26 protein-coding genes are annotated in these 24,286 nt (G+C 58.2%); 7 read left to right on the forward strand and 19 right to left on the reverse strand.

Annotation, left to right across the window (positions count from 1 at the left end; translation table 11 throughout):
- Positions 1–98: 98 nt before the first annotated feature.
- The 5 genes from EDE05_RS09295 to EDE05_RS09310 all read right to left on the reverse strand — a co-directional run bounded on the left by EDE05_RS09295 (position 99) and on the right by EDE05_RS09310 (position 3,164).
- Entirely contained in the window at positions 99–329 is a 231-nt protein-coding gene (locus EDE05_RS09295; RefSeq protein WP_105371099.1) for a hypothetical protein, read from the reverse strand.
- Positions 330–584: 255 nt separating this feature from the next.
- Entirely contained in the window at positions 585–1,367 is a 783-nt protein-coding gene (gene modA, locus EDE05_RS09300) for a molybdate ABC transporter substrate-binding protein (protein WP_112797921.1), read from the reverse strand.
- A gap of 1,044 nt (positions 1,368–2,411) precedes the next feature.
- Positions 2,412–2,585 (reverse strand): hypothetical protein, encoded by a 174-nt coding sequence (locus EDE05_RS26770; protein ID WP_166675440.1) that lies wholly within the window; start codon positions 2,583–2,585, stop codon positions 2,412–2,414.
- A gap of 25 nt (positions 2,586–2,610) precedes the next feature.
- Complete coding sequence (locus EDE05_RS09305) at positions 2,611–2,877, reverse strand: DUF1488 domain-containing protein (protein ID WP_112797917.1); 267 nt, start codon at positions 2,875–2,877, stop codon at positions 2,611–2,613.
- Complete coding sequence (locus tag EDE05_RS09310; protein ID WP_112797915.1) at positions 2,877–3,164, reverse strand: hypothetical protein; 288 nt, start codon at positions 3,162–3,164, stop codon at positions 2,877–2,879. Before EDE05_RS09310 ends, EDE05_RS09305 begins: the two co-directional genes overlap by 1 nt.
- A gap of 495 nt (positions 3,165–3,659) precedes the next feature.
- On the opposite strand from EDE05_RS09310, the gene EDE05_RS09315 reads away from it, so the two are divergent.
- The 3 genes from EDE05_RS09315 to EDE05_RS09325 are packed head-to-tail and all read left to right on the forward strand — an operon-like array spanning position 3,660 to position 8,244.
- On the forward strand, positions 3,660–4,619 hold the full coding sequence (locus tag EDE05_RS09315; RefSeq protein WP_112797913.1) for a class I mannose-6-phosphate isomerase: 960 nt from the start codon (positions 3,660–3,662) through the stop codon (positions 4,617–4,619).
- Positions 4,616–6,916 (forward strand): glycosyltransferase family 4 protein, encoded by a 2,301-nt coding sequence (locus EDE05_RS09320; RefSeq protein ID WP_134100674.1) that lies wholly within the window; start codon positions 4,616–4,618, stop codon positions 6,914–6,916. The genes EDE05_RS09315 and EDE05_RS09320 overlap by 4 nt, the downstream gene beginning before the upstream one ends.
- A gap of 29 nt (positions 6,917–6,945) precedes the next feature.
- Positions 6,946–8,244, forward strand: coding sequence for a glycoside hydrolase family 130 protein (locus EDE05_RS09325; RefSeq protein ID WP_134100678.1), 1,299 nt, complete (start codon positions 6,946–6,948; stop codon positions 8,242–8,244).
- Between the two features lie 153 nt (positions 8,245–8,397).
- Here the strand turns inward: EDE05_RS09325 and EDE05_RS26775 are convergent, their stop codons facing one another.
- The 6 genes from EDE05_RS26775 to EDE05_RS09350 form a co-directional block, all read right to left on the reverse strand.
- Positions 8,398–8,565 (reverse strand): hypothetical protein, encoded by a 168-nt coding sequence (locus tag EDE05_RS26775; RefSeq protein ID WP_166675441.1) that lies wholly within the window; start codon positions 8,563–8,565, stop codon positions 8,398–8,400.
- Positions 8,566–8,639: 74 nt separating this feature from the next.
- Positions 8,640–9,032 (reverse strand): hypothetical protein, encoded by a 393-nt coding sequence (locus tag EDE05_RS09330; RefSeq protein WP_112797909.1) that lies wholly within the window; start codon positions 9,030–9,032, stop codon positions 8,640–8,642.
- Between the two features lie 76 nt (positions 9,033–9,108).
- Positions 9,109–10,737, reverse strand: a complete 1,629-nt coding sequence (gene groL / locus EDE05_RS09335; protein WP_112797907.1) for a chaperonin GroEL — start codon at positions 10,735–10,737, stop codon at positions 9,109–9,111.
- Between the two features lie 47 nt (positions 10,738–10,784).
- Entirely contained in the window at positions 10,785–11,102 is a 318-nt protein-coding gene (locus tag EDE05_RS09340) for a co-chaperone GroES (RefSeq protein ID WP_112797905.1), read from the reverse strand.
- 1,439 nt (positions 11,103–12,541) lie between these two features.
- Positions 12,542–13,546 carry a sensor histidine kinase gene (locus EDE05_RS09345; protein WP_112797901.1) on the reverse strand — a complete coding sequence of 335 codons (1,005 nt, stop codon included), beginning with the start codon at positions 13,544–13,546 and terminating at the stop codon, positions 12,542–12,544.
- 398 nt (positions 13,547–13,944) lie between these two features.
- Complete coding sequence (locus EDE05_RS09350; protein ID WP_112798038.1) at positions 13,945–14,154, reverse strand: cold-shock protein; 210 nt, start codon at positions 14,152–14,154, stop codon at positions 13,945–13,947.
- Between the two features lie 234 nt (positions 14,155–14,388).
- Here EDE05_RS09350 and EDE05_RS09355 point away from each other — a divergent pair, with 234 nt between their 5' ends.
- Positions 14,389–14,706, forward strand: coding sequence for a hypothetical protein (locus EDE05_RS09355; RefSeq protein WP_134100681.1), 318 nt, complete (start codon positions 14,389–14,391; stop codon positions 14,704–14,706).
- Positions 14,707–15,172: 466 nt separating this feature from the next.
- Here the strand turns inward: EDE05_RS09355 and EDE05_RS09360 are convergent, their stop codons facing one another.
- Positions 15,173–15,685: a ferritin-like domain-containing protein gene (locus EDE05_RS09360; RefSeq protein WP_112797889.1), complete on the reverse strand. Its 513-nt coding sequence runs from the start codon at positions 15,683–15,685 to the stop codon at positions 15,173–15,175.
- 729 nt (positions 15,686–16,414) lie between these two features.
- On the opposite strand from EDE05_RS09360, the gene EDE05_RS09365 reads away from it, so the two are divergent.
- Complete coding sequence (locus EDE05_RS09365; protein WP_112797885.1) at positions 16,415–16,906, forward strand: MarR family transcriptional regulator; 492 nt, start codon at positions 16,415–16,417, stop codon at positions 16,904–16,906.
- A 14-nt stretch (positions 16,907–16,920) separates the two neighbouring features.
- Here EDE05_RS09365 and EDE05_RS09370 read toward each other — a convergent pair whose 3' ends face one another.
- The 5 genes from EDE05_RS09370 to pcaD are packed head-to-tail and all read right to left on the reverse strand — an operon-like array spanning position 16,921 to position 20,573.
- Complete coding sequence (locus tag EDE05_RS09370) at positions 16,921–17,973, reverse strand: 3-carboxy-cis,cis-muconate cycloisomerase (protein ID WP_112797883.1); 1,053 nt, start codon at positions 17,971–17,973, stop codon at positions 16,921–16,923.
- Positions 17,974–17,998: 25 nt separating this feature from the next.
- Positions 17,999–18,616, reverse strand: coding sequence for a protocatechuate 3,4-dioxygenase subunit alpha (gene pcaG / locus EDE05_RS09375; protein WP_112797881.1), 618 nt, complete (start codon positions 18,614–18,616; stop codon positions 17,999–18,001).
- 3 nt (positions 18,617–18,619) lie between these two features.
- Positions 18,620–19,360 (reverse strand): protocatechuate 3,4-dioxygenase subunit beta, encoded by a 741-nt coding sequence (gene pcaH, locus EDE05_RS09380; protein WP_105371104.1) that lies wholly within the window; start codon positions 19,358–19,360, stop codon positions 18,620–18,622.
- Positions 19,357–19,773: a 4-carboxymuconolactone decarboxylase gene (pcaC, locus tag EDE05_RS09385; protein WP_105371105.1), complete on the reverse strand. Its 417-nt coding sequence runs from the start codon at positions 19,771–19,773 to the stop codon at positions 19,357–19,359. Before pcaC ends, pcaH begins: the two co-directional genes overlap by 4 nt.
- Before the next feature lie 2 nt (positions 19,774–19,775).
- Positions 19,776–20,573 carry a 3-oxoadipate enol-lactonase gene (gene pcaD / locus EDE05_RS09390; RefSeq protein ID WP_112797879.1) on the reverse strand — a complete coding sequence of 266 codons (798 nt, stop codon included), beginning with the start codon at positions 20,571–20,573 and terminating at the stop codon, positions 19,776–19,778.
- A gap of 94 nt (positions 20,574–20,667) precedes the next feature.
- On the opposite strand from pcaD, the gene pcaQ reads away from it, so the two are divergent.
- Positions 20,668–21,594 (forward strand): pca operon transcription factor PcaQ, encoded by a 927-nt coding sequence (pcaQ, locus tag EDE05_RS09395; protein WP_112798036.1) that lies wholly within the window; start codon positions 20,668–20,670, stop codon positions 21,592–21,594.
- On the opposite strand, the gene EDE05_RS09400 is transcribed toward pcaQ, so the two are convergent.
- The gene (locus EDE05_RS09400) at positions 21,595–21,927 is read right to left on the reverse strand and encodes a hypothetical protein (protein ID WP_105371107.1); all 333 of its coding nucleotides are present in this window, start codon (positions 21,925–21,927) and stop codon (positions 21,595–21,597) included.
- Positions 21,928–22,071: 144 nt separating this feature from the next.
- Between EDE05_RS09400 and EDE05_RS09405 the strand changes: the two genes are divergently transcribed.
- Positions 22,072–23,328, forward strand: a complete 1,257-nt coding sequence (locus EDE05_RS09405) for a glycerate kinase (protein ID WP_134100685.1) — start codon at positions 22,072–22,074, stop codon at positions 23,326–23,328.
- Between the two features lie 43 nt (positions 23,329–23,371).
- Here the strand turns inward: EDE05_RS09405 and EDE05_RS09410 are convergent, their stop codons facing one another.
- Positions 23,372–24,277 carry a S1C family serine protease gene (locus EDE05_RS09410; RefSeq protein ID WP_112797875.1) on the reverse strand — a complete coding sequence of 302 codons (906 nt, stop codon included), beginning with the start codon at positions 24,275–24,277 and terminating at the stop codon, positions 23,372–23,374.
- Between the last annotated feature and the right edge of the window lie 9 nt (positions 24,278–24,286).

Consider the following 24,286-nt stretch of genomic DNA (forward strand, 5'->3'; position numbering starts at 1 on the left):
TTTATTCCTTTCAGAGTGCATCCGCGGCTTAAGTTTGCGACCTGCCAGGCGGATGGGTATTCGGTATCTTGAATGAAATGCGCTCGTCTCAGGTACCGTCAGCGGTTGTCCCGGCTTGTCTGGCCGAAGATCGGCTGACGAGCGCCTTGGCTGTCGCCGTGGGACTGCTCGACACTGCTGGTCCTGATGTCGTCGACCGAGGAGTCGGCTCGGGCGGCGACCTGCGCCTTCGAGGTGCCGTTGTAATAGTCGCCTTCTGCAGAAGCAGCGCCAGCAAATGAAGCCGAGGCGATCATGGCTGCAGCGACGGTGGAAATAATGCTTTTCATGGTCGTATTCTCTTTCGGGCGGAGCCGTAAGAAATGGGCTCCGGGTTGGTCTTTCAAAGAAGCAGTCGCCTGCTTCTGGCCATGGAAATGGAGGTCGCGGCGCTCCTCCGGTAGGGCGTGATTTCCAAACGCAATGTTCGAGAATGGGGAACAAACGATCTCGGGCAGGCAGTCAACGCACCGAGCAACCGCCGAAGACGAACGAGAAACGGGCCCCAACAGGAGCCGTTTCCGTTCGTCCTTCCGAGGCGGCAATCACTTTAAAATTGTAAAGCCCTCTTTTTCGAAGAAGGGCGCAGCTTCGGCCGATTTGAGGAAATCAAGATAGGCGGAGGTTTCTGCGGATTTCGCATTTGCAAGGATTGCGATCGGGTAGACGATCGGAGGGTGACTATCTTCCGGGAAGGTTCCGACGACCGTTACCCCCGGATCCGCAGCGGCGTCCGTCCGATACACGATGCCATAGGGCGCTTCCCCACGCGAGACGAATGCCAGTGCGGCGCGGACGCTTTCAGCACCTGCAATGCTCTTTTCCACCGCCGGCCAAACGCCGAGCTTCTCGAGCGCAGCCTTGCCGTATTTTCCGGCCGGCACGGACACCGGCGCCCCCATTGCGAGCCTGCCGCCGGAAAGAAGGCCGGCCAGATCGAAGCCGGGCCTGATATCGACAGGTCTTGCATTGTCGCTGGGAGCAACGAGGACGATCCGGTTGCCGAGCCAGTTGAACCTGCTGTCCTGCTTCACGAGCTTTCGTTCGGAGAGATAATTCATCCAGTCGATATCGGCTGAAATGAAGATATCGGCGGGAGCGCCGGCCTCGATCTGTTTGGCCAGCGCCGAGCTGGCAGCGTAGGAAACGGTCACCGGCTTGCCGAAGGCCTTGTTGGCGTTGTCGAGGGCGTTTTTCATGCTGGCAGCTGCAAATACCGTCACCTTTTCCTGCGCCAATGCCGGGCCGAGCATCCCGACCGCCGCCATGAAAACGCCTAGGGCGAAGGCGAACGAGATGTTCTTCCAGGAGCGGCGATCGATGGTCATGAATGTCCCTCTTGAGTTAATCGAGATATCTCAGGGAATATATCGTCCTGCAATTTTTTTGACCAGCGTTATATCCGTTGAGATATCTTGCAGTACCCTTCGCGGCTGACATGGGAAACACTGTTGGAATCCAAGTGAAATGGCTCAAAGTAAAAAAGTGACACAAGCAAAAATAAAGGAATATCATCCTAATCACGTAAAGATCTTTTACACGAAGCAGGAATTAAATATATATCAAATAATATCTATGATCTAGTTCCGTATATTTATAATATGCTTAAATACAATTTACGATGATAAAGCAGATATTCTATGTGTCTACAACGCCAGATAAATATAATTGTCGCGCAACAGGAGATATTTAGCCAATTGACTAACAAAAACTCCAGCATCGCTCCTCCGCTTCTTTAACTACTGCTTCCACCACTCCGATTTCGCGGCACGTGCGTAACACGGCGATGACCTTTAGCTACGCGGACGAGACTACACCTACGCGCCGCCATCGCGCTAGGGGCTACGTCCCGCTTAGCGCTCCGCCGTCTTCTGCCTTGCAAGCTTTCGATCGATGCTTCGAGTGACAGAACAACCCTCACCCCTACCGATATGCCGAGGCCCTTCGCGGCCAATTAGCGAGACTTGAGCGCTTGTATCCGGGCATCCTGACAACTACCTCCTCGCCGACATCAGCCAAGGCATTCCTCGAATCGAACAAGGCGGAACGACGAGCCGTGAGTTGGCCCGCCGCAGCCAAAGGCTGGGGCATCTGGAGTCATTGATAGCCGACTGGCACATAGACGGTGATAAGCTCTACACCGCCTGGGTCGGCGACGAGATCGCAATCGGAGACGGGCTGGTTTCCTCCCCGATATCCCCGCCGCTGTCTCTTTCCGAGATTGAACTCGCTGAATGGGGTTGTCTGACGGCCTGCGGCCGTCAATTGGAGGAAGGTTGATCCCAACATGATTTGGTTTAATATGTCTTGGCGCGACCAAATCCGATGCTCTAGTGGCTGGCCGTTGGATGTCGCCGATACGCCCGTCATTGCTATCTGCCGGCGTTTTTGAGCAGATCGATCTCCTTGGCGATCGGCCCGAGCAACTTCCGTAGGCGATTTTCTTCCCTTTTATCGAGACGAAATCGCTGCGCGAACTCGCTGACGTACCAGAGTTTTTCTTTTCCGTATTGGCCTATTTTATGCGGAGGGATCGGATGCTGCATGACGATATCCTTTGACGTAGGTCAATCACCTGAAGTTTTCGAGATCGAGGACGATCGTGCTTTTTGGCGTTTTTGCGTAAACCGTCGCCGCAGCCCTTTGAATTCTAGGCCGCAGGGCGTCGAAAGAAGCCAGATAATCATCGGCGCTCGCAGTTCGCTGGCACAATTTATCGGCCAGCACGTCGCCGGATACAAAAAAACGAACCTCGAACATGCCGTCGTGCCCGAGAAAACGAACGCGTCGATGTGTTTCGTCATAACTACGCGCGGGGTTGAGGAAGGAGAGGGCCATTATCGGGCTCCTTCATCCTGCCATGGATCGACAGTTTGGTCTTTTGGCAAACCGCCAGTCCCAAGAACGTTTTTGAACTCTTTGCGACGGCCCTCCAGCGCGCGCAATAGCGCCTCCTTCGTCCTGTTTCCGTTTCGGAACTCCGAATGTAGGAAGACTGAGGCCATGTGCTTCGCGTCAGAACCGGCTTCGGCTTCAACACCCCTGAAACCAGCAGTTCTCAAGATATCCCTGATCATCGCAACATCAACGGGATCGATGTATTCAAGTGATGGATTGGAAGACATATTGTCCTCCTTTGTTGGGGCGAGGGTTCGCGCCCTCAAAGGCAGCGCCCGTGAAACGAACTGCTATCACTGATACATGTCGTGCGCAGCACCCTCAATTACAAGTCGAACTGGTAAAGTTGCAGCCTTTGCCACCTTCTATGAAACGAGAGATAGGCGTTAAGGCCCGCGAGCCAAGACCGCCGGGCTTGTGCGACTGTCGGAGGCGGCGCCGATTTAGTTTAAATTACCCCCAGAGAAGCGCTGATGGTAATATTAGAACTTTTAATATTCCGAAATCGGCTTATATTCGGAACTGAGCGGTGAATTCAGCGCGCGAAATAACGCGATATATCTCACATAAACCTTATAATTATTGGGAAATTCCGCCAACCTCCCCTATCTCCGGCGTGGAAATATTTTTGTTTACTTAGACCTTGAGGCGCCGCCGCTTCTAAGAAGGCTAGTCCGATCTCAGGTCATCCCGATCTTAGCGGTAAGATCCAGGAGGCCTCCATGACATTCGAGCACGCCGACGTGCGAACATCTTCCAAACCCTGGGGCAGCCACGATCTCAAACCCTGGAGCCGGTGCGGCAACAGCGAAACCGCAATCGGCGAACTCAGGTTTGATCGTCTGGAGACCCAGGCCCCTGTTCCAGCCCTGCTTTTCAAATTGCTCTTCACCAAGCAGAGACTATCTATTCAGGTTCACCCTGACGACGCCTTTGCGCAATCGATGGGGATGGCCAACGGCAAGACCGAGGCATGGTATGTGCTGTCGGCGGAAGACGGCGCCCAGGTCGCCATTGGGTTGAAGCGGACGCTGACCCAGCCGGAGTTGCGAGGCGCGATCGCGGACGGGTCGATTGCCGACCTTGTCAAATGGCAGACAGTGGCCGCTGGCGATGTGTTTTTCATTCCAGCCGGAACCATCCATGCCATCGGCCCGGGTCTTGTTATGGCCGAAATCCAGCAGAGAAGCGATACGACATTCCGCCTCTTCGACTACGGGCGGTCGCGCGAGCTCCACATAGACCAGGCGGTGGCGGTGGTCGATCTGGGGCCGGCGAAACCAGATAAGACCCCCACGTATCTTACCGTCGAACGGATGAAACTCGTATCCTGCGATTTTTTCGTCCTAGAAAGGATCGATCTTCCGCCAGACGCAAATTGGGAATTGCAGGCGCAGCGAGAGACCTGGGCCCTGGTCACAGCGGGTGACGCAACCATGGGATCGCTTCATGCCGGTGTTGGAGATGCATTCTTTGCCGAAGCGGATCGAGCCGTCATCAATGTCGGGCGCAGTGGGCTGACGGTTCTGCTGGCCTATGCCGACAGCGCACCCCAGCCCGGACTTTTGCGCGATCTCGACGATCGTAAACCTAACCTTGCGATCCGCGATTTACCGCAGGTGGGCATTTCATCAAGAAAACCCGCCAGCGTGTCGCTCCGCTCCATGGAGGGTCACCTATGACCAGCTTCAAGAATACCCATCTCAAGAATATTGCCTTCATCGGCAACTCATTGCCCCGCCGTTGCGGGATCGCAACCTTCACGATCGACCTGCAGCAGGCCATTTCAAAATCACCTGCTGGTGTGGAGACCGCGATCGTCGCGATGACGGATCATGGTCACGCCTATGACTATCCCGCCAGCGTCTGGCTTCAGATCCCCGACGAAAGTCCGCAGGATTACGTCCGTGCGGCGGAAGCTCTGAATGCAGGCGGGTTCGATGTCGTCTGTCTTCAGCATGAGTTCGGCATTTTTGGCGGCGAGGCCGGAAGCCATATCCTCGCGCTGCTTTCGCGGCTGGAGATGCCGATCGTGACCACGCTGCACACTGTGCTCGCACAGCCCAGTCCGGCTCAACGTCGCGTCCTCACGCAGATCATCGACACATCTGCGAAAGTCGTGGTGATGGCGGAAAAAGGCCGGGCGCTGTTGCGCGAGGTCTATGGCGTTCCGGTCGAGAAAATCGAGGTGATCCCCCATGGAATTCCGGACATCGCCTTCTGTGAACCCGACCTGGCAAAGACGAAGCTCGGGTTCGAGGATCGGTCTGTCATCCTGACGTTCGGGCTGCTGTCGCCCAACAAGGGCATTGAGATCATGATCGATGCCATGCCGCTGATCCTGAAGAGCCGGCCCGACGCCGTCTATGTGGTGTTAGGCGCGACCCATCCCAATCTCGTCCGCAACGAGGGGGAAGCATATCGTGAAAGCCTGGTTGCCCGCGCGCTGGATCTCGGGATTGAGAACCACGTGGTCTTCCTCGATCAGTTCGTCGACCAGGCGACGCTCCTGGACTTCATTTCCATGTGCGACGTCTACGCCACCCCCTATCTGAACGAGGCGCAGATGACGTCGGGCACGCTGGCCTATAGTTTTGGCCTGGGGAAGGCGGTCGTTTCGACGCCCTATTGGCACGCGCGCGAACTTCTGGCGGATGGACGCGGGATCCTCGTTCCTCTCAGCGATGCGGAGACTATCGGCAGAGAGATCGCGACTTTGCTTACCGACGATGTCCGGCGCAATGCCATGCGCTTGCGGGCCTATGCGAGCAGCCGGTCCATGACATGGCAGAGAACGGCCGAGCGCTATCTCTCGCTGTTCGGGGAGGCGACCCTGCGCAGACCTCGCCCCAATGCACTCGTACCGGCTGGCAATACCGTGGTGCGTAGGCTGCCTGCCTCTCCCGAACCGCAGCTCGCCTATCTTCTGTCGATGTGTGACGACACCGGGCTGTTCCAGCATGCCGTCCACTCGGTGCCCGACCGCTCGCATGGTTATTGTGTCGACGACAACGCGCGAGCGCTACTTCTGGCGGTCGCGCTCAACACACCGGGCGAGAAGCTCCTGCCGGAACCGTTGACGGCGCGCTTCGCGTCCTTCGTGCAGCACGCCTGGAATCCCGACGAAAAGCATTTCCGCAATTTCATGGGGTTCGATCGTCGCTGGCTCGAAGACAGAGGCTCCGAAGACAGCCATGGCCGAACGCTATGGGCCTTGGGAGAAGGTGCCCGTGGTGATGTCAATCCCTCTCGGAGACGATGGGCGACCGGCTTGTTTGCCGAAGCCCTGCCGACGGCCGAAGGTTTTCTCTCGCCGCGCGCCTGGGCCTTTACGCTGCTCGGGCTGGACGGCTATTGCGCGATACGCGGGGACGACATCTTCGCCAAACACCTGCGGCTGCTGTTCGCGGACCGTCTGATGGATCTGCTCACCCGCGTGGAGACGGAGGACTGGACCTGGTTTGAGGAAGGTCTCTCCTATGACAATGCGCGCCTGCCCCAGGCACTGATCTTGACCGGGCTTGCCAGTGAAAGGCCTGCATATGTCGCCGCCGGGTTGAAAACCCTGCGTTGGCTCATGATCTTGCAGACGGCCCCCCTCGGCCATTTCAGGCCGATTGGAACGGACGGTTTCCTCGACAGCCGGATGCCGCCGAAAGGATTTGACCAGCAGCCGGTCGAAGCCGCAGCCACCATCTCCGCCTGCCTTGCGGCATGGCGCGCTGACCACGGCAGCGAATGGAAAGACGACGCAGCCCGCGCATTTGCCTGGTTCCTGGGCAGCAACGATCTGTCGCTGCCGCTCGTCGATCTCGACACGGGCAGCTGCAGAGACGGGCTGCACCGCACGCGGGTCAACGAGAACAGAGGCGGTGAATCCGTCGTCTCCTATCTGCTGGGGCTGGTGGAGGTTCGCAAGCTCGCGCGCATAAGCGGCCATCCCGCAACATTCGTTCCGCTTCACGCCGTGAGTGCGTGAAGTTCAATCCAGATAAAATCGAGATTACTTTGTCACAAGCCACTTTTCTGAACCGTCAGGCCCTTTTCTTACGTCCCGATCCCGCGCGCGTCGTCGTGCGCCCGTTCAAGCCCGCGACCGAGCCCCGGGACCTCAATCCGACGGACAAGACACGAGCGAACCACATCGTCGATCGGGTTTTGACGCTCGACCACGAAACGGCGGAAAGCCTGCTCGCCGATGTCCTGGAAAATTTCGAAGGCCGCCACCGGAATCTGCTTGCGACGTTTGAAAATCGAGCGAGCGACATGGAGGAGGCATTCACGCCTCACGTCGAGTTTACCAAGGTGCAACGTCAGCTCGTCGGCGCCTATTTTCTGCATGAATATTCCTTCGAGGCATCGGCGTTGTTCAACCCAAGCATCGTCGTCCATCCGGATCAGTCCGGAGTCCTCCAGGGCAGCCGGCGGTTCATCCTAAGCCTGCGCGCCGTGGGCGAAGGGCATGTGTCCTCGCTGACATTTCGAACCGGATTGATCGCGGAGGATGGAAGCGTGGAAATAGAGCCGACCGCCCGGCTTGCCTCCACTCCGACAGTGCTCACGCGGATATCGGACCCGCTCGGCGATCCCGTCGAGCTGAGCTTCAGCGCCCGGCAGCATATCAGCGAGCGGGTGATCTTTCCGATCACGCCGGCGCAGTCGAACGGCATCGAAGACGCGCGTTTCGTGGCATTCGAGGAAGGTGGGCAGAGGACATTCTACGCGACCTATACGGCCTATAGCGGCAAGGCCATTCGCTCCGAATTGCTGGAGACCAGCGATTTCATATCATTCCGGATGACCCCGCTCGGAGGATCGGCAGCAAGAAACAAGGGTATGGCACTGTTTCCCCGCAAAATTGATGGCCGCTATGCGATGATCGGACGACAGGACAACGAGAACCTCTATCTTATCTATTCCGACGACCTTTATTCTTGGGATGGAGGGGAACTGATCCTGCAGCCCAAATTTCCGTGGGAATTCGTTCAGATGGGAAACTGCGGCTCACCGATCGAGCTCGACGAAGGATGGCTGCTGCTGACCCATGGCGTCGGCGCAGTCCGCAAATATGCGATTGGCGCAGCGCTGCTCGATAAACAGGATCCGTCCAAGGTCCTCGCCCGCTCGAGCGAACCACTGGTGCGGCCGGAGCCCTCGGAGCGGGAGGGGTATGTGCCGAACGTCGTCTACACTTGCGGCGCCATGCGCCACAACGACCAGATCGTCCTGCCATACGCGGTATGCGACACATTCTCGAATTTTTCGACGATCAAGATTGCAGATCTTCTGCGAACGCTCGACGGCTGAGCTATTTCGCTTCTGCCGCTGAGGTGAACAATACCCGCTCGCAGCTTTTTGCTTTTCGAAGATCCCGGACGCCGCGTCATGCCGCCCCCGGGATCGCCTGTGCGTGGATAACGCCTGCCATCTATCAACATCTGAGACAGATGCAGGATGATCTCAGATAAGGTGGTCGTCTTTCTTCGCTGACAGCGCGTGGCGACGTGTGCGGTCTGCTGTCAATTTCTTATGTCCTTCTGCCGCGGCCTCGCGGATTTGATCGAAGCGGCTGTTCTCGGCCTCCTTCGGCACGGGTTCAGAGGCTGCGTTCTTTTCGAAACGGATCACGCGTCATTCTCCTGCTGTGACAGATAAGGGAGCGCCCCGATGGGGCGCCAGAGCGAGCGTTGAAGAGCACGGCTTCAGGCGGAGAGCGCGGTGCTGCAGCCTTCGGCGATGTTGCTGTCGATGGACGTTTGTCCCGGCATGGTTGCCCAGCCACCGGCTTCGATGAACTGGCGCTTCTTGTAGCTGTCCGTGAGAGCCTTGAATTCAGTCAGCTTTGCGGCGGCATCCGGCGCAGTCCTGAACCGCTCAACGCATATGGCTGACGCAAGTTGTCTGCTTGCCGTCTCGCCCGCAGTCGTCGCCGCCTTGAGGGAGGTGCCGCCCGTTACCCAGCCGCCCCAGTTGAATCCGACCACGATCGTGGCGACTGCCGTCACGACGCAGGCCCAGACGAGGACGGCTTTGGATGGCTGATAGCTGTCGAACCGCTGGAATATCGATGTCTTGCTGCTGCTCTGCATGGCCATTGGAATATCCTTTTATTGATGATGAGGAACCGCTCCCCGGTCGCGCCGGCCGAGCGGGTTAGGCACTGCTCTGCTCTCAGTATCCCATACCGGCCACGCTGCCGTTGCCGGCCGCAGGTTCCTTCACGGGCACGTCTGCAATCATTGCTTCAGCGGTGATTAGAAGTGCTGCGATCGAGCCGGCATCCTGCAGGGCAGTCCGAACCACCTTGGCGGGATCGACAATGCCGGCCTCGATCATATCGACATAGGTTTCCGTCTGCGCGTCAAAACCCTGATTGGGGTTCGTGCTGTCGGCCAGTTTTCCAATGACGATCGAGCCTTCGGCGCCGGCATTGTCGGCGATCTGCCGGATCGGGGCTTCCAGCGCCCTGAGCACGATCGAAATCCCCGCCGTCACGTCGGCATTCTCGCTCGTCAGTCCCGTCAGAGCCGATTTTGCGCGCAGCAAGGCGACGCCACCGCCTGGAACGATCCCTTCTTCGACCGCCGCGCGGGTGGCATTGAGGGCGTCGTCGATCCGGTCCTTCTTTTCCTTGACTTCAAGCTCGGTCGAGCCGCCGACACGGATCACCGCGACCCCGCCGGAGAGTTTCGCCAGCCGTTCCTGCAGCTTTTCCTTGTCGTAGTCGGAGGTCGTATCTTCGATCTGTGCCTTGATCTGGCCAATACGCGCAGCGATCTGGGATTTTTCGCCAGCGCCATCGATGATCGTGGTCGTATCCTTCTCGATCAGCACGCGCTTGGTGCGGCCGAGCATGTCGAGCGTGACATTTTCCAGCTTGATCCCGAGATCCTCGGAGATCATCTGGCCCGCCGTCAGAAGGGCGATGTCGTCCAGCATGGCCTTGCGGCGATCGCCGAAGCCCGGAGCCTTGACCGCCGCGACCTTCAGGCCGCCACGCAACTTGTTGACAACCAATGTCGCCAGCGCCTCGCCTTCGACATCCTCGGAGATGATTAAAAGCGGCTTGCCGCTCTGTACCACGGCTTCCAGGATAGGCAGCAATGCCTGAAGGTTGCCGAGCTTCTTTTCGTGGATGAGGATATAGGGATCCTCCAGCTCTACGCGCATCTTCTCCGTATTGGTCACGAAATAGGGCGAAAGATAACCGCGGTCGAACTGCATGCCCTCGACGACATCGAGTTCGGTCTCGGCCGTCTTGGCCTCCTCGACCGTGATGACGCCCTCATTGCCCACCTTGTCCATAGCGTGGGCGATCATCTCGCCCACGGTCGCATCGCCATTGGCGGCGATCGTGCCGACCTGGGCGATTTCGCTCGATGAACTGACCTTTGTGGCGCGCGCCTTGATCTCTGCCAGCACCGCCGCAACCGCAAGGTCGATGCCGCGCTTCAAGTCCATGGGGTTCATGCCGGCGGCGACCAGCTTGGCACCTTCGCGGAAGATGGAGGCCGCAAGCACCGTTGCGGTCGTGGTGCCGTCGCCGGCAAGGTCGTTGGTCCTGGACGCGACTTCGCGCACCATCTGTGCGCCCATGTTCTCGAATTTGTCGGCAAGCTCGATTTCCTTGGCGACCGAGACACCGTCCTTGGTGATGCGTGGCGCGCCAAAGGACCTGTCGATGACGACATTGCGACCCTTTGGGCCGAGTGTCACCTTGACGGCGTTGTTGAGCAGTTCGACACCGCGAAGCAGGCGATCGCGGGCGTCGGTGGAGAAGATGATTTCCTTGGCAGACATGGTCTGGTCCAGTTCGGTTTTGAGGTACAGGATCGGAATGCGACGGATCAGGCAGCCTTTCCGGCGGGCGCTCCGGTCTTCTCCACGATGCCCATGATGTCGGACTCCTTCATGATCAGAAGGTCTTCGCCGTCGATCTTGACCTCGGTGCCGGACCATTTTGCGAACAGGATGACGTCACCGGCCTTCACATCTAGCGGGATCAGCTTGCTGCTTTCATCACGCAGGCCGGGGCCGACGGCGATCACTTCGCCTTCTTGCGGCTTTTCCTTGGCGGTATCGGGAATGATGATCCCGCCCTCGGATATGAGATCGCCTTCGGCGCGTCGGATGACGACGCGGTCGTGGAGGGGACGGAATGTCATGAGAAATCTTTCTGCTGCCGGCGTATAGGGCGGCTGCAATTTCTTTATAGGCTCTCTGGCACTCGATTGATAGGATTGCCAAGAAAAATATTATTTAGGGAAAGGATAGTATTTTTTGATCCATATGGACCTAAATTGGAACGCGCCAAAATAATTATTCATATTAAGCATGTCTTGTCGCGGTGAATTCTTCCAATAAGGCGGCCCAAGAATTCAAGCCCGCCGCAGACCCTGAATTTGGTCGTAGACTTTTAATCCCAAGGACGGTTTACATCTTCATATGCAAGCCGCAATGCTCTCTACTTTTGCTTGGTGAACCTGTCGGAAAATCGGCCAATATATGCTGCACGATATTACCGCAACAGATGTCGCGCATCGAGATCGACTGGGTTTCCCCTTCCTCGTGATAGAGGGCACTTGGGGGCTTTTACCCGTTGGAGCTATTGACGCCCAAACCGACAGGTGACCCTATGAATATCCAACGGACTGTTTGGAGGCCCAGGCGGGAAAAACGTCTGGGCCTTCTCTTTGAAGCTGAGAGATGCTGAGTTAGTGAGCCGCCTCCGCGGGCCCTAATCAGCTCCGATGATCCGCAGCCGATCCTGATGGCGACTGGCGGGCTCCAACGCCCTGCTGTAGTCACTGTCGTTTTCAAAGCCCCTCTCCCACCAAGGGTATCCCAGCGACCAACAACATATCCGGTCGGCATGTGTTTGCCACCCAAGGGCACTTACTTCTTAAGCGGTGAAGCTATGAGCAACGCGGACTCATTCCCCGATAGGTGCTAGGATGCTCGCGATTGATGAACGCAAGGACCATTCCGGTCGTTGCCATCCTTCATGAGGATCGCATGACCCACGAAACAATGAGGTATGCCGTTCGTCAAGAACTTGATCGCAGCTGGACAGTCTTCGATGTCTTTACGGGACAGCCCGCGAAACCTTCGACCTGGGCACTGGTAGACCTTTCACAAGGTCAGGCCGGCATGTACTGCACTATTGTTAACGCAAAGGATACAAACCGACGTCACGGCATTACGCAAGGATGATGGGGTCACCCGATGATGGGGGGAAGCTACTTCGTGCGCTATCCGACCGCAACTTCTTTTGCCGCTGCTGGTTCGGTTGGTTTTGGCTCGAGGTTCTGACGCATAGTCACTTCTTCCTCCTCTATTTCCTGCACGACCATGTAGTCGATCTGGAACGGTTCAGCTTCCCGATATCGAGGCTGCGAAAAAGGAAGCGGGTGCCGGAATCGTCAGTGAAAACTTTGCGGCGCAGGGGGAAGAAGGTTGACTGCCTGCTTCACAATCTTGCGAAGCTCCTTCCAATGGCGCAGGTCGCCTTCCGCGATGCGTTCTTCGAATGCGGAGAGCATCCAACCAGCGGCTTCGATAGCGCCGACGGTTCTGCAGGCGTTGGCCGTGAACTGCCTATTCGCTAAACCGCGAGCTTCTTACTGGCGATCCTCAGCTTGACGAGGACTCCGCTTTCGGACCAGTTATGGCTAATCGTTCCGCCAAGGTGTCCCGTCATTATGCGTGACAGGAGCTTACTCCCGTACCCGCCAGCACCTTCTGGGGGCGAAACCTCGGGGCCTCCCTGCTCCGTCCAGACCACCTCCACGTCGTCGCCGATCATACTGCCGGACACGTCAAGCGTACCTTCCGGGACTGAGAGAGCTCCGTACTTCAGGGAGTTCGTCGCAAGTTCGTGAATGAGGAGCGCAAGCCCGGTCGCCGCCGCCTCTCCGACGCCCATGCGGGGGACAGCGACTCTGATCCGGCCTGCGAACGCTCCTTCCTCTTCGTAAGGCGCTAGCAGTACCGTGAACAGGTCACCGAGCAAAGCGGCTTCGCCTTGGTCACCGGGCAACGGTCGGACGAGATCGTGAGCTCGCCCGAGAGCCTTCAGTCGCTGCGTCAATTGCTTGGCCATATCCTCAATCGAACTCGACGACCGAGACGTGATCTGGGTCAGCCCAGATGCGACGGCAAGCAGATTCTTGACGCGATGGCTCATTTCCCCTGCCAGTAGCTCATGTCCCTCTTCGGCCTGTTTTCGCCCGGTCACGTCAAGAAAAATGCCAGTCATATTCCGGTTCCTGATACCCTCGTCGTTGCCTTGGCCACGGGCGGAAATCCACCTGACATCATGGCCGACCAAAATTCGGAAGTCGATTTCGTACGCGCCGACGATAGCACGCGTTGCGGAGAATGCCGCCCTCACCCGGTCACGGTCGGCCGGGTGAATTTTCGCAGACAAGTCTTCGAAGGAGAGTGGCCCCTCCCGCGACACGCCCCACAAGCGGTAACCCGTGGGGTCCATGACAAACACGTCCGTGTCGACATTCCAGGACCACATAGCCACCCCAGCGGCATCAAGCGCATGGCGAAGCTGCTCTGGTCCCCAGTCCAGATGGTCTTCGGTATCGTGCGCCGTCATGAAAACTCCCTGAGCATTGTCCCTTGTCAGGGAAGCGGACCGCCGCCTTAGGATGGGATCAGGGCTTTTTAAGGCGTCTGCTGACCAGAGCTTCGGCGGCTGGGCGATAACCCTGTGCCTCTTTGACGAGACGCGCTTGACGAGCCGGGATGTCTCACTTCACGGCCCTAGATGATCGATTCGACTTCCTCGATCGCACGAGAGCGTGCAAAAAATTCCGTCTGAGTATGCCGGAACGCGATCTCAGCCTGCTGTCGCGATTTTGGATGTGTCTGTGTGGTGGGTGGTCCAAATAGGCCGCGAGAACGGGAAAAGGCCAGGCTGTTCGCCTGGCCTCGCAGATATCTTGCTTTCGACAGTCCCAGTACATCCGTGGTCAAGGGAAAGCAGAAACCTGATCAAGCCGACTGAAGATTGCAGGCCGACATCTTGCCCGACTTGTTGTCGCGCTCGAGTTCGTAGCCGATCTTCTGGCCTTCTACGATTTCGCGCATTCCTGCGCGCTCGACGGCGGAAATGTGTACGAACGCGTCAGCGCCGCCGTTGTCAGGCTGGATAAAGCCGAAGCCCTTGGTGGAATTGAACCATTTTACTGTGCCTGTGGTCATGATGATGAACCCTTTCAAAGCAAGATTGAGACTGATCCCAGAGCCAAAGCCCTGCGGATGGTGATAGCGATTGATTTTGAAAGGGAAGTTCGTCAGGCGCGGTGCTAATCGCGCGGCAACCAAAGTTCAGCAAGCAAAAGATCGATAAACCACCAATAGAACGAAATCATTGAGAAGTCAACTTTTAGTTTTGGTCACAGTTGAATAGTCCCATCTGCGCGGTACTTACGTCGTATGGAAAAAACCCAGATAGAAGACATCAATGGCCAAATCCTCAAGCTCCGGACGGCTTTACCGATCTGGGGTGTCGAGGCCAACGATCTCGTCGAACTCGCCCGCAATGCGGAACGCGCGGCGGCGAAGATTGACGAGAGAACGATGCAGCGAATGCGCGGCCTCATGGAAACGACGACCGGCTGGCATAATACGCTCCTCTATTGGGAGGAGCAGGACGCAGCACCGGACTTGAGCGCCGACTTCAGGGTATTGCGTGGATCGCTGGACGCAATGCGGAAAGTGGTGGCCGACGCCGCGGCCTCGTTCGGTATGTAGTTTGACGGGCTGCGAGCGCGAGCAAGCCATCGTGACCCTGCGTCAGGGTCTACACCCGAGTACCTCCGACAGCATTTCCGAGACCTCACGCCTGCCACGTTTGCTCGCTGGAGGGCCCGACTAGAGGGACATGAGCGCATTGACCGGGCGATCGCTGGACCGGATTATTTGATGAAAGTAGAATAGGAACCAAGCCTTCACGGCAGGACTGGAACCCTTCGAGCCCGAATTAGCTTCCTTTTGGCAGCCTATTATCAACCTAGCAAAGATATTCCCGCTATTGTACTGAGCACGATCGTCCACGACACTAATCTAATGGTTATTTGGGAGCGGCCGCAGACGTTTTTACAGAACGGTCTAGGGGAAGCTGGTCTACCTTAACCTGAACCCATGAGCATGATGAGCCGCCTCGTTTGAGATGAGAACCGGCCGCCCTAGTGGCGCAGCCGAGTAAGGAGTGATTGATTCAGACCTTCGCGGTCTGACCTGCTTCCTTCAAGTTTGCGAACTTGATCGTCGTCTGGCGAAGATTGGCTTCGAGCCATTTTGCCATGGCGACCTCCTCGTCGAGATTTGCCTGGAGACCCGAAACCAGCCCGGGAAATCCGCCTAGTTCGGCGATGGTGATAAGAGAATTGTAGGCTGCGATTTCGAAGTTCTCGAAAGCGAAGTTGGCGAAGCTGTTCTTGAGGATCTCGTCGCCTGCGACCGTATGGCTGAGAGCAGCCATAGTACCGACGGCCGACAGCGCCATGTCTTTCAGTGAGGAGTGATCTTCCGCGAGGCTGGAGAGGATTTCCTCAAGGCGCGCGATCTGCCCCTCGGTCTCGCGAACATGTTGCTCGAGCTTCGTCGCGACGTCGGGATAGTTTTCGATCCGCTTTATCTGAGGCTTCATGATGGAGAGCGCTTGGTTCTCCATCGCGTGCGCGTTCTTCAGTCCGGTTACGAAGATTTCGCGGGTTCGGTTCTCTACCATGATGCTTCTCCATTGTTTGGGGATGCAAACTGAATGGCTTCATCAAAGTTCCGCCCTCGCCGATCTCATGAAGACGAAGATCGAGGCAAAGGGATGCCGGCGCACCGCGATGAACGCCAACGCTGGCAGTGGACGGAAGCGCGCCGCGTCGGCCGTCAGGAGGGTCGTTATCCAAGATGTCCAGGAGGTGATGGCCGGACCTCTGTAACAAATCTCGGAGTTGTGCAGAAAGGACAAGCCTAGTGAAAAGTACAAATCCCAAAAGACCATCGCAATATCAAGGAGTTAAGTTGTGTCATTCCAACGATTTTGAGCCGCACAGGAATGATTTCCACCTGATACCTATTTGATTTCATTGGAGTGGTGGCGCATTTTGCTTGAATTCCAGCACTTTCTTAACCTCCGCCGGGTCACCCACGATTTTTGATGGATACGTCCAAGCCTCCAGTGCGTTAAATCGGCGGGACAGAGAGAGACACTATGAACAGCATTCCTGCCTTATTGCTGGCTTTGGCCGCTCTCATCGTGATCGGATTCTACGTTTTTTCCTTTTTCAATATCCTCGCGGGATGATCCTTGCGCCGGTGAGCTTTGGAGATGGCGTGGCCGGGAGTTGGTTCCCCTTCACCGACCCTTGTCTGCTCGTGCCTCAGATAATATGGTTTGATACCAAACTATCTTGCTGGTCTGGCTCCGTTACGTTAGTTTTGCGGCGGGGAGGACGGCACGATGACAGAGAAGCTATCGGTAGAGCGGGCGGACGACGCGCGGGCATCGTCTAGGGACACCCAAGATCTCATATCCTCGATATTCCAAAACCGCATCGGCTATCACTTGCGCGTGGCGCAAGAGGCTTCGTTTCAGACTTTCGCGAAGGCGACCGGAAGGGCCGATCTGAAGCCCGGCTGGTATGCACTGCTGACTGTGCTGGCTCAGCGCGACAGCATGACGCCATCGGAACTCAGCCGTATCTGCGGCCGAGATCGCTCGACCCTCACGTCGACCCTGAAGGACCTTGCCGATCGGGGTTTGATCGAACGCCAGTCAAACCCGGATGACCAGCGTAGCTACAGTGTCAGGCTCACCGAGGATGGTCGCAGCATGCAGGAACGGCTCCAGGTAATTGCCGATGCGCATGACAGGCTTCTCGAGGAGATTGCCGGTGAAGACAAGAAGGTTTTCCTATCTGTGCTTGCGAGGCTCAGTGCGGTCCTGAGCTGAAGCCCGACGTTCGCCTACCGTCCGAGCGACCGGATATTGGCGGCAAGCTCCGCCGCAAGACGCAAGGCGGTCCCTGTTGCCATCACGAGCGGCGGCAGGACCAGCCATTCCAGTGTCCATGCAGCACCCGACCGCTCCTGCTCGTGAACCATCGATTGCTGCAGGGCGGAAATCTGCACGGCATTGAACCGGGCAAGGGCAACCAACACTTCGGCAGCCACCGGATTCTGCTTGTGAGCCATGGCGGAGGAACCGCCTCCGCCGGCAAGCTCGATCTCGCCGCCCATTTGAGCAAGCAGCGCCACGTCCTGGCCGAACTTTCCAAGCGATCCGGAAATCATCGTCAGAATGCCGCCCAGTTCGACTACACGGTCCCGCTGGCTTTGCCACTGGGCGGCGTCGCCAAGCGAAAGCCTGAAAGCCAAGGTCTTGCGCACGAGCTCGGCCTTCTCGCCCAGTTTTTCCAGCGTGCCTGCTGCCCCGCCAAATTGCACCGCAAAGCCAGTGGTTGAGAAATTCTCCAGCCGCCGGCGATAGCGCGTCAGCGGCTCCCGCCATGCGCGGATACGATCAGCTACGGAGATGGGGATCGCTGCTTGCATGCGGGTACGGCCCATAAGAGACCGAGCGCCGAAGACCCGATCCATCTCTTCAAAAGCGTTTTCGATCGAAAAAAGGCGATCGTTGAACAGCCCGCAGAGCGGCTTCAATCTGAGAACCAGCGCAGTGTCGATAACGTCCTGACTGGTGGCACCGAAATGCACATATTGTGCCGCCTCGCCGCCGACTGCCTGGCGCAGTTGCCGCACGAGTTCGGGAACGACAACGCCGTCCAGCCCGGTTCCGGCGCGAAGCCTTTCCAGATCCGGCACGAATGTTTGACACGCTGCGCTGATTGTTTGCGCCGCGTGTGCCGGAATGACACCCGCGCTTTCTTCCGCGCCGGCCAGGGCATCTTCGAATGCCAGCATAGCCTTGATTTCGGCCTCGGCCGAAAACAGTCGTCCGGTCTCCTCGTCGCCGACAAGACCGGACAGGTAGGGGTGGTCGAAAGCCGAAAGGCTCATGCCGACTCCTGAAATTCTTCGTTTCTCAGATATCGAAGAAGATAGTTTCGTTTTCGCCTTGAAGATAGATATTGAACGTCACCACCGCCCCGTCACGCTTGCCGATCAGGGTGGGAACGCGAACCCGGTGCTCGATGCGCGACAGGATTGGGTCCGCCGCATTGGCCTCGTCCTCGTCGGAGAAGTACATGCGGGTGTTGAGGCCGAGATTGATGCCGCGGGCGACAATCCAGAAATTGACATGCGGGGCCATCAGCCGGCCGTCCCGGAAGGGCACCTTTCCCGGCTTGATCGTCTCGAAGGCGAATTCGCCGGTCGCCATGTCGCCGGGCTGGCGAGCCCAGCCGAAGAAGTTCGGATCGGCCTTGCCACGGGTTTCCGAGGGGCTGTTGTAGAAGCCGTCCGCGTCGGCCTGCCAGATCTCGATCAGCGCGTCCTTGAGCGGCGTGCCTACGCCGTCATAGACGAAACCGCGAATGGTGATGCGCTCGCCGCGGGTCTTGTCGTTGACCAGCGAACCGGAGCCCAGATCCTCGGGATAAACGCCGGTGATGCCTGAAAAATTCGGCGTGCAGCCGATATGGACATAGGGCCCCGCTGTCTGGGAGGCCGATTCCTTGAAGTAAGTGAGCGGCTGAACCATGGATCAATTACCTTCCTTGCGGTTCTCGAAAAATGTCGAGCGGCGGCCGCGCAAGATGATGTCGAATTTATAGGCCCGCATGTCGTGCGGGATAGTGTTTTGCATGTCGAGAGCGGCAATCAGGCCCTTGATGGCGTTCTCGTCCGGAATGGTTTTGACGATGGGACAGATCCAGACCATGGGATCGCCTTCGAAATACATCTGGGTGATCAGGCGCTGGGCGAAGCCATGACCGAAGACCGAGAAGTGGATATGCGCCGGGCGCCAGTCGTTAACGCCGTTCGGCCACGGATAGGGGCCGGGCTTGATGGTCTTGAAGAAATAACCGCCGTTCTCGTCGGTGATGGCGCGGCCGAAGCCACCGAAATTCGGGTCGAGGGGCGCGAGATAAGTTTCCTTCTTATGGCGGTAGCGGCCACCGGCATTGGCCTGCCAGAACTCCACCAGCGCTCCCGGAATGCCAACGCCGCGCTCGTCCAGCACGCGGCCGTGGACGAGGATGCGTTCGCCGATCGCCATCTCGCCGGGCTTGGCATAGTTGACGATCAGGTCGTTGTCGAATTCGCCGAGAATGTTATGGCCGAAGACGGGGCCGGTAATCTCGCTCTTGGTGCCTTCAAGCGAAATCAGCGCACGCTGCGGCGAGCGGAGCACCGAAGTCTTGTAGCCGGGCGTGAATGCCGGCGGGTGCCAGGCCCTGTCGCGAGCAAAGAAGGGTGTGGTTTCGGGTGGCATATTTTTCATCTTACCTCCTCCGCGGCCTTTTCCGCGTCCATTTCGGCGTAGGTCGCCTTGGCCACCTTGAACGCATGATTGGCGGCCGGAACCCCGGCGTAGATTGCCACATGCATCAGGGCCTCGCAGATATCGTCTCTCGTCGCACCGGTATTGGCGGTGGCACGAATGTGCATCGCGACCTCTTCATAATGGCCAAGCGCGGCAAGCAACGCGATCGTCACCATGGAACGTTCGCGTCTAGTCCAGTTCGGGCGGGACCAGAGTGTACCCCAAGCGCTTTCGGTTATGAGTTGCTGGAACGGCTGATCGAACGGCGTCTGGTTCGCCTGTGCACGGTCCACATGGGCGTCGCCGAGCACCGAACGGCGAACCTTAAGACCATCGGCATAGCGGTCGGATGGCGCTTGAGCTTCGGCCATGTCTATTCCTTTTCTAATTCTTCGATGAAGCCACGGATCAGGGCGGCGTAGGCGGCTGGGGCCTCCACGCACGGGATATGCGCCGCGCCTTCGATGACCTCGTAACGTGAGCCGGGGATGAGATCGGAAAGAGATTTCACCACGTCGGGCGGCGTGGAACCATCCTCGCGGCCAACGACGCAGAGCGTCGGCACGGCGATTTCCTTTGCCGCAGCGGTGAAGTCGGCATCGCGGATTGCCGCGCAGGTACCGCTGTAGCCGCTTACGGGCTGACGCACGAGCATATTGCAATATGCTTGGTATGCCGCGTTTTCCGGCCTGCGGAAGCCTTCGGTAAACCATCGCTGCATGATGGCCTCCAGAATGCTGCCGATTCCGTTTTCTTCCACCGCCGCAATGCGCGCCGCCCATATCTCGTTCGTGCCGATCTTGTGGGCCGTGTTGGAAAGCACAAGCGCCTTTACCAAATCCGGCCGGCTCTTATACAAACCCTGAGCAATCAACCCGCCGACGGACAAGCCGCAGACGATGACGCGAGACAGCGCCAGGTGATCCAACAGGCCGGCGAGATCGGAGACGTGATCATCGATTGAATAGGGCGGGCTTCCGAGGCCGGACAGGCCGTGGCCGCGCTTGTCGTAAGTCAGGATTGTGTAGTCCTCGGCAAGCTTCGGCAGAACCTGATGCCAGATGCGGCTATCGGTTCCGAGCGAATTGATGAAGACGATGGTGGGCCGGCCGTCATCCGCACGGCGGATGTCGTAATGGATCACGATATCGTTAATGTGCACAAACTGCATCCGCGCCTCCTCTCGCACTGGTAGATTGCACTAGTTTCTGGTTAGGTAAAATGATATTTTCAGCATGTTCTCCTAACCCCAAGGTTATTTGATCTTGATCAATTCTCGAGTCAAGTTTCGACACTTGCATACATTTGTCGAAGTCGCGCGTCAGAAAAGCGTCGTAAGAGCTGCCGAAATACTCCACGTGAGTCAGCCGGCTGTGACAAAGACCATCCGCGAACTGGAAGATGCCTTGGGCGTTTCGGTATTCGAGCGCGAAGGGAGGGGCATCCGCATTACCCGCTACGGGGAAGTGTTCCTGCGCCATGCCGGCGCCGCGCTGACGGCGCTGCGGCAGGGCATCGACTCCGTTTCGCAGGAACTCTTCGATTCCGCTCCTCCCGTGAGGATCGGCGCTCTGCCGACGGTGTCGACCCGCATCATGCCGCGCGCCATGGGGTTGTTTCTGGCCGAGAAGACCGGGAGCCGTGTCAAGATCGTGACCGGGGATAATGCGGTGTTGATGGAGCAGCTCAGGGTCGGCGATCTCGACCTCGTCGTCGGCCGGCTGGCTTCCCCGGAGAAGATGACCGGCCTTTCCTTCGAACACCTTTATTCCGAACAGGTGGTCTTTGCGGTCCGGTGCGGCCATCCGCTGTTGGAAAGCAAGCAGTCGGTTTTCGAGGGGTTATCCGATTATCCGGTGCTGATGCCCTCGCGCGGCTCGATCATCCGGCCGTCGGTGGAGCAATTCCTTATCGCCAACGGCGTCGCAAGTCTGCCAACCCAGGTGGAGACGGTTTCGGATGCATTCGGACGCGCCTTCGTCAAATCGAGCGATGCGATATGGATCATTTCGGCCGGTGTCGTTGCAGCAGAGATTACGGACGGCAATTTGGCAGCCCTGCCGATCGACACCACCGAGACCCGGGGGCCGGTGGGGCTGACCATGCGGGTCGACGCAGAAACCTCGACACCGCTTGCCATTCTGATGCAGACCATTCGGCAATCCGCTGCCGAGATCATGCCTGCCCGGTAATCAGCTAGCCCGCAACTCCGGAAACTTATTGCGCAGCTCCTCCATCGAACCGACCACGGCGTCATCGGCGCGCAGTGTCACCGATATGTTGTCGGCAACGTTCAATGTCTCTTCGAAATGCACCGGAATCCGGTTTCCATCCTGCCGCACCAGGGTTGCCTCCTTGCGGAACCCGTTTTTCAGCAGCCAATCGCGGGGCGCCGTGAGGCTGACGGCGACGTGGAAGGCGCCATCGTCCTCCTTGCGAGCCTTGAGCTTATAGGTGACGGCCGATCGACTGCCGCCGATGTCGATTTGCCCCGGATAGCCAGCTTCCTTGATATGTTCGGTCATTTGTCACTCCTTCCATGCGGCGAATCCTAGGGACAACCGAGTGCCGCTCGGTTTGTTCCCCACCACCGGCAACCGGCTGATCAAGCCTGGTTGACGGTTGTCAGCCGCCGTGATCGAAAGATGCCGGACTTCGAGGAGTGAGAAATGGAAGACAGGAACTTTCTGGCGGCGCTGTTCCACGCCGCCGTCAATGCCGCCGATCCGCTGACCGGTATCAGGAACCATCTTCCCTCCCCGCCAAATGGCGGACGCACGGTCGTAATCGGCGCAGGCAAGGGAGCCGCGCAGATGGCGGCAGCCCTTGAAAGCGTCTGGCAGGGGCCACTCTCGGGCCTGGTCGTGACGCGCTATGGCTACGGCTGCCGCACAAATTCGATCGAGACCCTGGAAGCCTCCCATCCGGTGCCTGACGCCGCGGGGCTTGCCGGTGCAAAACGCCTGGTGCAGGCGATCAGCGATCTCAACGAGCGGGATCTTGTCATTGCGCTGATCTGCGGCGGGGGCTCGGCTCTCTTGCCCGCTCCGCCGGAGGGCCTGACGCTCGACGACGAGATCGCGCTTAATGAGGTCTTGCTTGCCTCCGGTGCGCCGATCTCGGCGATGAACGTGGTTCGCAAGCATCTTTCGACCATCAAAGGCGGACGTTTGGCCGCCGCCACCAAGGCGCGCGTCGTCAGTCTTATCGTTTCGGACATTCCAGGGGACAATCCAGCATTTGTTGCCTCCGGCCCGACCATACCCGACGACACGACCAGGCATGACGCTCTCGCCATCATCGAGCAGTACAGGCTGGATTTGCCCGATGCGATGCTTGCGCATTTAAATTCCTCTGCGGCCGACGCGCCAACACCCGACGATCCCGTCTTCTCCCGCCACGAGCATTTCGTCATCGCCTCCGCCGGCGTCTCGCTCGAAGCCGCAGCGGAAGTAGCCCGCGCAAATGGGGTTACCCCCCATATCCTCTCCGACTCCATTGAAGGTGAAGCCAGGGATGTGGCACTGGTTCACGCGGCCCTGGCCCGCGAGGTGGCCTTGCGTGACAGACCCTTCTCAAAGCCGGCCGTCCTGCTATCGGGCGGCGAGACAACCGTTTCGTTGCGTGCAAAAGGCGGCCGAGGCGGACGCAACGGTGAGTTCGCGCTGGCTCTTGGGCTCGCAATCGATGGTCACCGGATCACCGCGCTTGCAGCGGATACGGACGGTATTGACGGTTCTGAAAACAATGCCGGCGCCTTTGCCGATGGCACGACGGCAAGACGGCTACGTGGAGCGGGCCTGGACGCCAGGAAGCTCCTTGACGCCAATGACAGCTTCACCGGCTTCTCGGCGATCGGAGACGTCTTTCAGACGGGGCCGACCGGCACGAATGTCAATGACTTCCGAGCCATCCTGATAAGGTAGAACAACCCGGCCAAGTCCTGCCGAAGTTCGAGCAGGAACGGAACTACTGCAACTGCGGCTTGTGCAGGAAATCATTGCGATCGGCGGATCGTACCCTCAACCATGCTTCGCGCCCATCGCGCAGGATGCGCATGGGGATCTCCGATCCCGGCGGACCCGTCTTCCAGAGCTTGCGGTAAAAATCGGCAAGCCCGTCGATCTCGTCGTCGCGAATTTCGGAAATCACATCGCCTCGACGAAGCCCTGCCTGCGCGGCCGGCCCGTTTTCGGTGACGCTCATTACTACGACCTCGCCATTGTTTTCGGCCGAATAGGCCCCGAGCCATGGGCGAGGCAGACGATTGAACTCGCCGCGATTGAGAAGATCGTCTAGGATCGGCTTCAACAGGTTGATCGGCACGGCCATGTTGATATCGGCGATCTCTCCGCCTCGGCTCATCTGCAGTCTGAGCGAACCGATTCCGATCAGCTTACCTTCCGCGTCGATCAATGCTGCCCCGCCCCAGGACGGATGCGCCGGCGCGATGAAGATTGCCTCCTCCAGAAGATATTCCCAATAACCTGCAAATTCCTGCTTGGCGACGATGTTACCGCGTATGTAGTGGCCTTCGCCATCCGCAAGCACAATTGGGTCGCCAAGAAAGGCGCCATCGGAATCGCCGATCGACAGCGCCGGCAAATCGAGCGGGGCAAGCGCCTGGACCAGGCCGAAACCGCTTTCCTGATCGTAAGCCAGCGCATGTGCCGGCACGACCTTACCGTCATGCCTAGTCAGCCACACTTCCTCGGCTTCGGTGATCAGATAACCGATCGTCAGCACCAACCCGTTCTCGCGAATGACGACTCCGCTTCCTTCCCGGCGGGTGCCGAGCGTATTGGCCGTAAAGGCATTCTCGGGAATTGATGCTCGTACGGCCACGACGGACCGCAAAATCTTCTCCGTATCCATGATGCAAAT

This window comes from Neorhizobium sp. R1-B (assembly GCF_004368875.1).
GTDB lineage: Bacteria > Pseudomonadota > Alphaproteobacteria > Rhizobiales > Rhizobiaceae > Neorhizobium > Neorhizobium huautlense.

Coding starts and splice junctions, on each gene's coding strand:
- EDE05_RS09365 (WP_112797885.1), top strand. CDS start 16,415: ATGACAGAGAAGCTATCGGTAGAGCGGGCGGACGACGCGCGGGCATCG.
- EDE05_RS09295 (WP_105371099.1), bottom strand. CDS start 329: ATGAAAAGCATTATTTCCACCGTCGCTGCAGCCATGATCGCCTCGGCT.
- EDE05_RS09405 (WP_134100685.1), top strand. CDS start 22,072: ATGGAAGACAGGAACTTTCTGGCGGCGCTGTTCCACGCCGCCGTCAAT.
- EDE05_RS09400 (WP_105371107.1), bottom strand. CDS start 21,927: ATGACCGAACATATCAAGGAAGCTGGCTATCCGGGGCAAATCGACATC.
- EDE05_RS09305 (WP_112797917.1), bottom strand. CDS start 2,877: ATGGCCCTCTCCTTCCTCAACCCCGCGCGTAGTTATGACGAAACACAT.
- pcaH (WP_105371104.1), bottom strand. CDS start 19,360: ATGAAAAATATGCCACCCGAAACCACACCCTTCTTTGCTCGCGACAGG.
- modA (WP_112797921.1), bottom strand. CDS start 1,367: ATGACCATCGATCGCCGCTCCTGGAAGAACATCTCGTTCGCCTTCGCC.
- EDE05_RS09370 (WP_112797883.1), bottom strand. CDS start 17,973: ATGAGCCTTTCGGCTTTCGACCACCCCTACCTGTCCGGTCTTGTCGGC.
- pcaG (WP_112797881.1), bottom strand. CDS start 18,616: ATGGTTCAGCCGCTCACTTACTTCAAGGAATCGGCCTCCCAGACAGCG.
- EDE05_RS09355 (WP_134100681.1), top strand. CDS start 14,389: ATGGAAAAAACCCAGATAGAAGACATCAATGGCCAAATCCTCAAGCTC.
- EDE05_RS09345 (WP_112797901.1), bottom strand. CDS start 13,546: ATGACGGCGCACGATACCGAAGACCATCTGGACTGGGGACCAGAGCAG.
- EDE05_RS09315 (WP_112797913.1), top strand. CDS start 3,660: ATGACATTCGAGCACGCCGACGTGCGAACATCTTCCAAACCCTGGGGC.
- EDE05_RS26770 (WP_166675440.1), bottom strand. CDS start 2,585: ATGCAGCATCCGATCCCTCCGCATAAAATAGGCCAATACGGAAAAGAA.
- pcaC (WP_105371105.1), bottom strand. CDS start 19,773: ATGGCCGAAGCTCAAGCGCCATCCGACCGCTATGCCGATGGTCTTAAG.
- groL (WP_112797907.1), bottom strand. CDS start 10,737: ATGTCTGCCAAGGAAATCATCTTCTCCACCGACGCCCGCGATCGCCTG.
- EDE05_RS09410 (WP_112797875.1), bottom strand. CDS start 24,277: ATGGATACGGAGAAGATTTTGCGGTCCGTCGTGGCCGTACGAGCATCA.
- EDE05_RS09340 (WP_112797905.1), bottom strand. CDS start 11,102: ATGACATTCCGTCCCCTCCACGACCGCGTCGTCATCCGACGCGCCGAA.
- EDE05_RS09360 (WP_112797889.1), bottom strand. CDS start 15,685: ATGGTAGAGAACCGAACCCGCGAAATCTTCGTAACCGGACTGAAGAAC.
- pcaD (WP_112797879.1), bottom strand. CDS start 20,573: ATGCAGTTTGTGCACATTAACGATATCGTGATCCATTACGACATCCGC.
- EDE05_RS09330 (WP_112797909.1), bottom strand. CDS start 9,032: ATGGCCATGCAGAGCAGCAGCAAGACATCGATATTCCAGCGGTTCGAC.
- EDE05_RS09310 (WP_112797915.1), bottom strand. CDS start 3,164: ATGTCTTCCAATCCATCACTTGAATACATCGATCCCGTTGATGTTGCG.
- EDE05_RS09350 (WP_112798038.1), bottom strand. CDS start 14,154: ATGACCACAGGCACAGTAAAATGGTTCAATTCCACCAAGGGCTTCGGC.
- EDE05_RS09320 (WP_134100674.1), top strand. CDS start 4,616: ATGACCAGCTTCAAGAATACCCATCTCAAGAATATTGCCTTCATCGGC.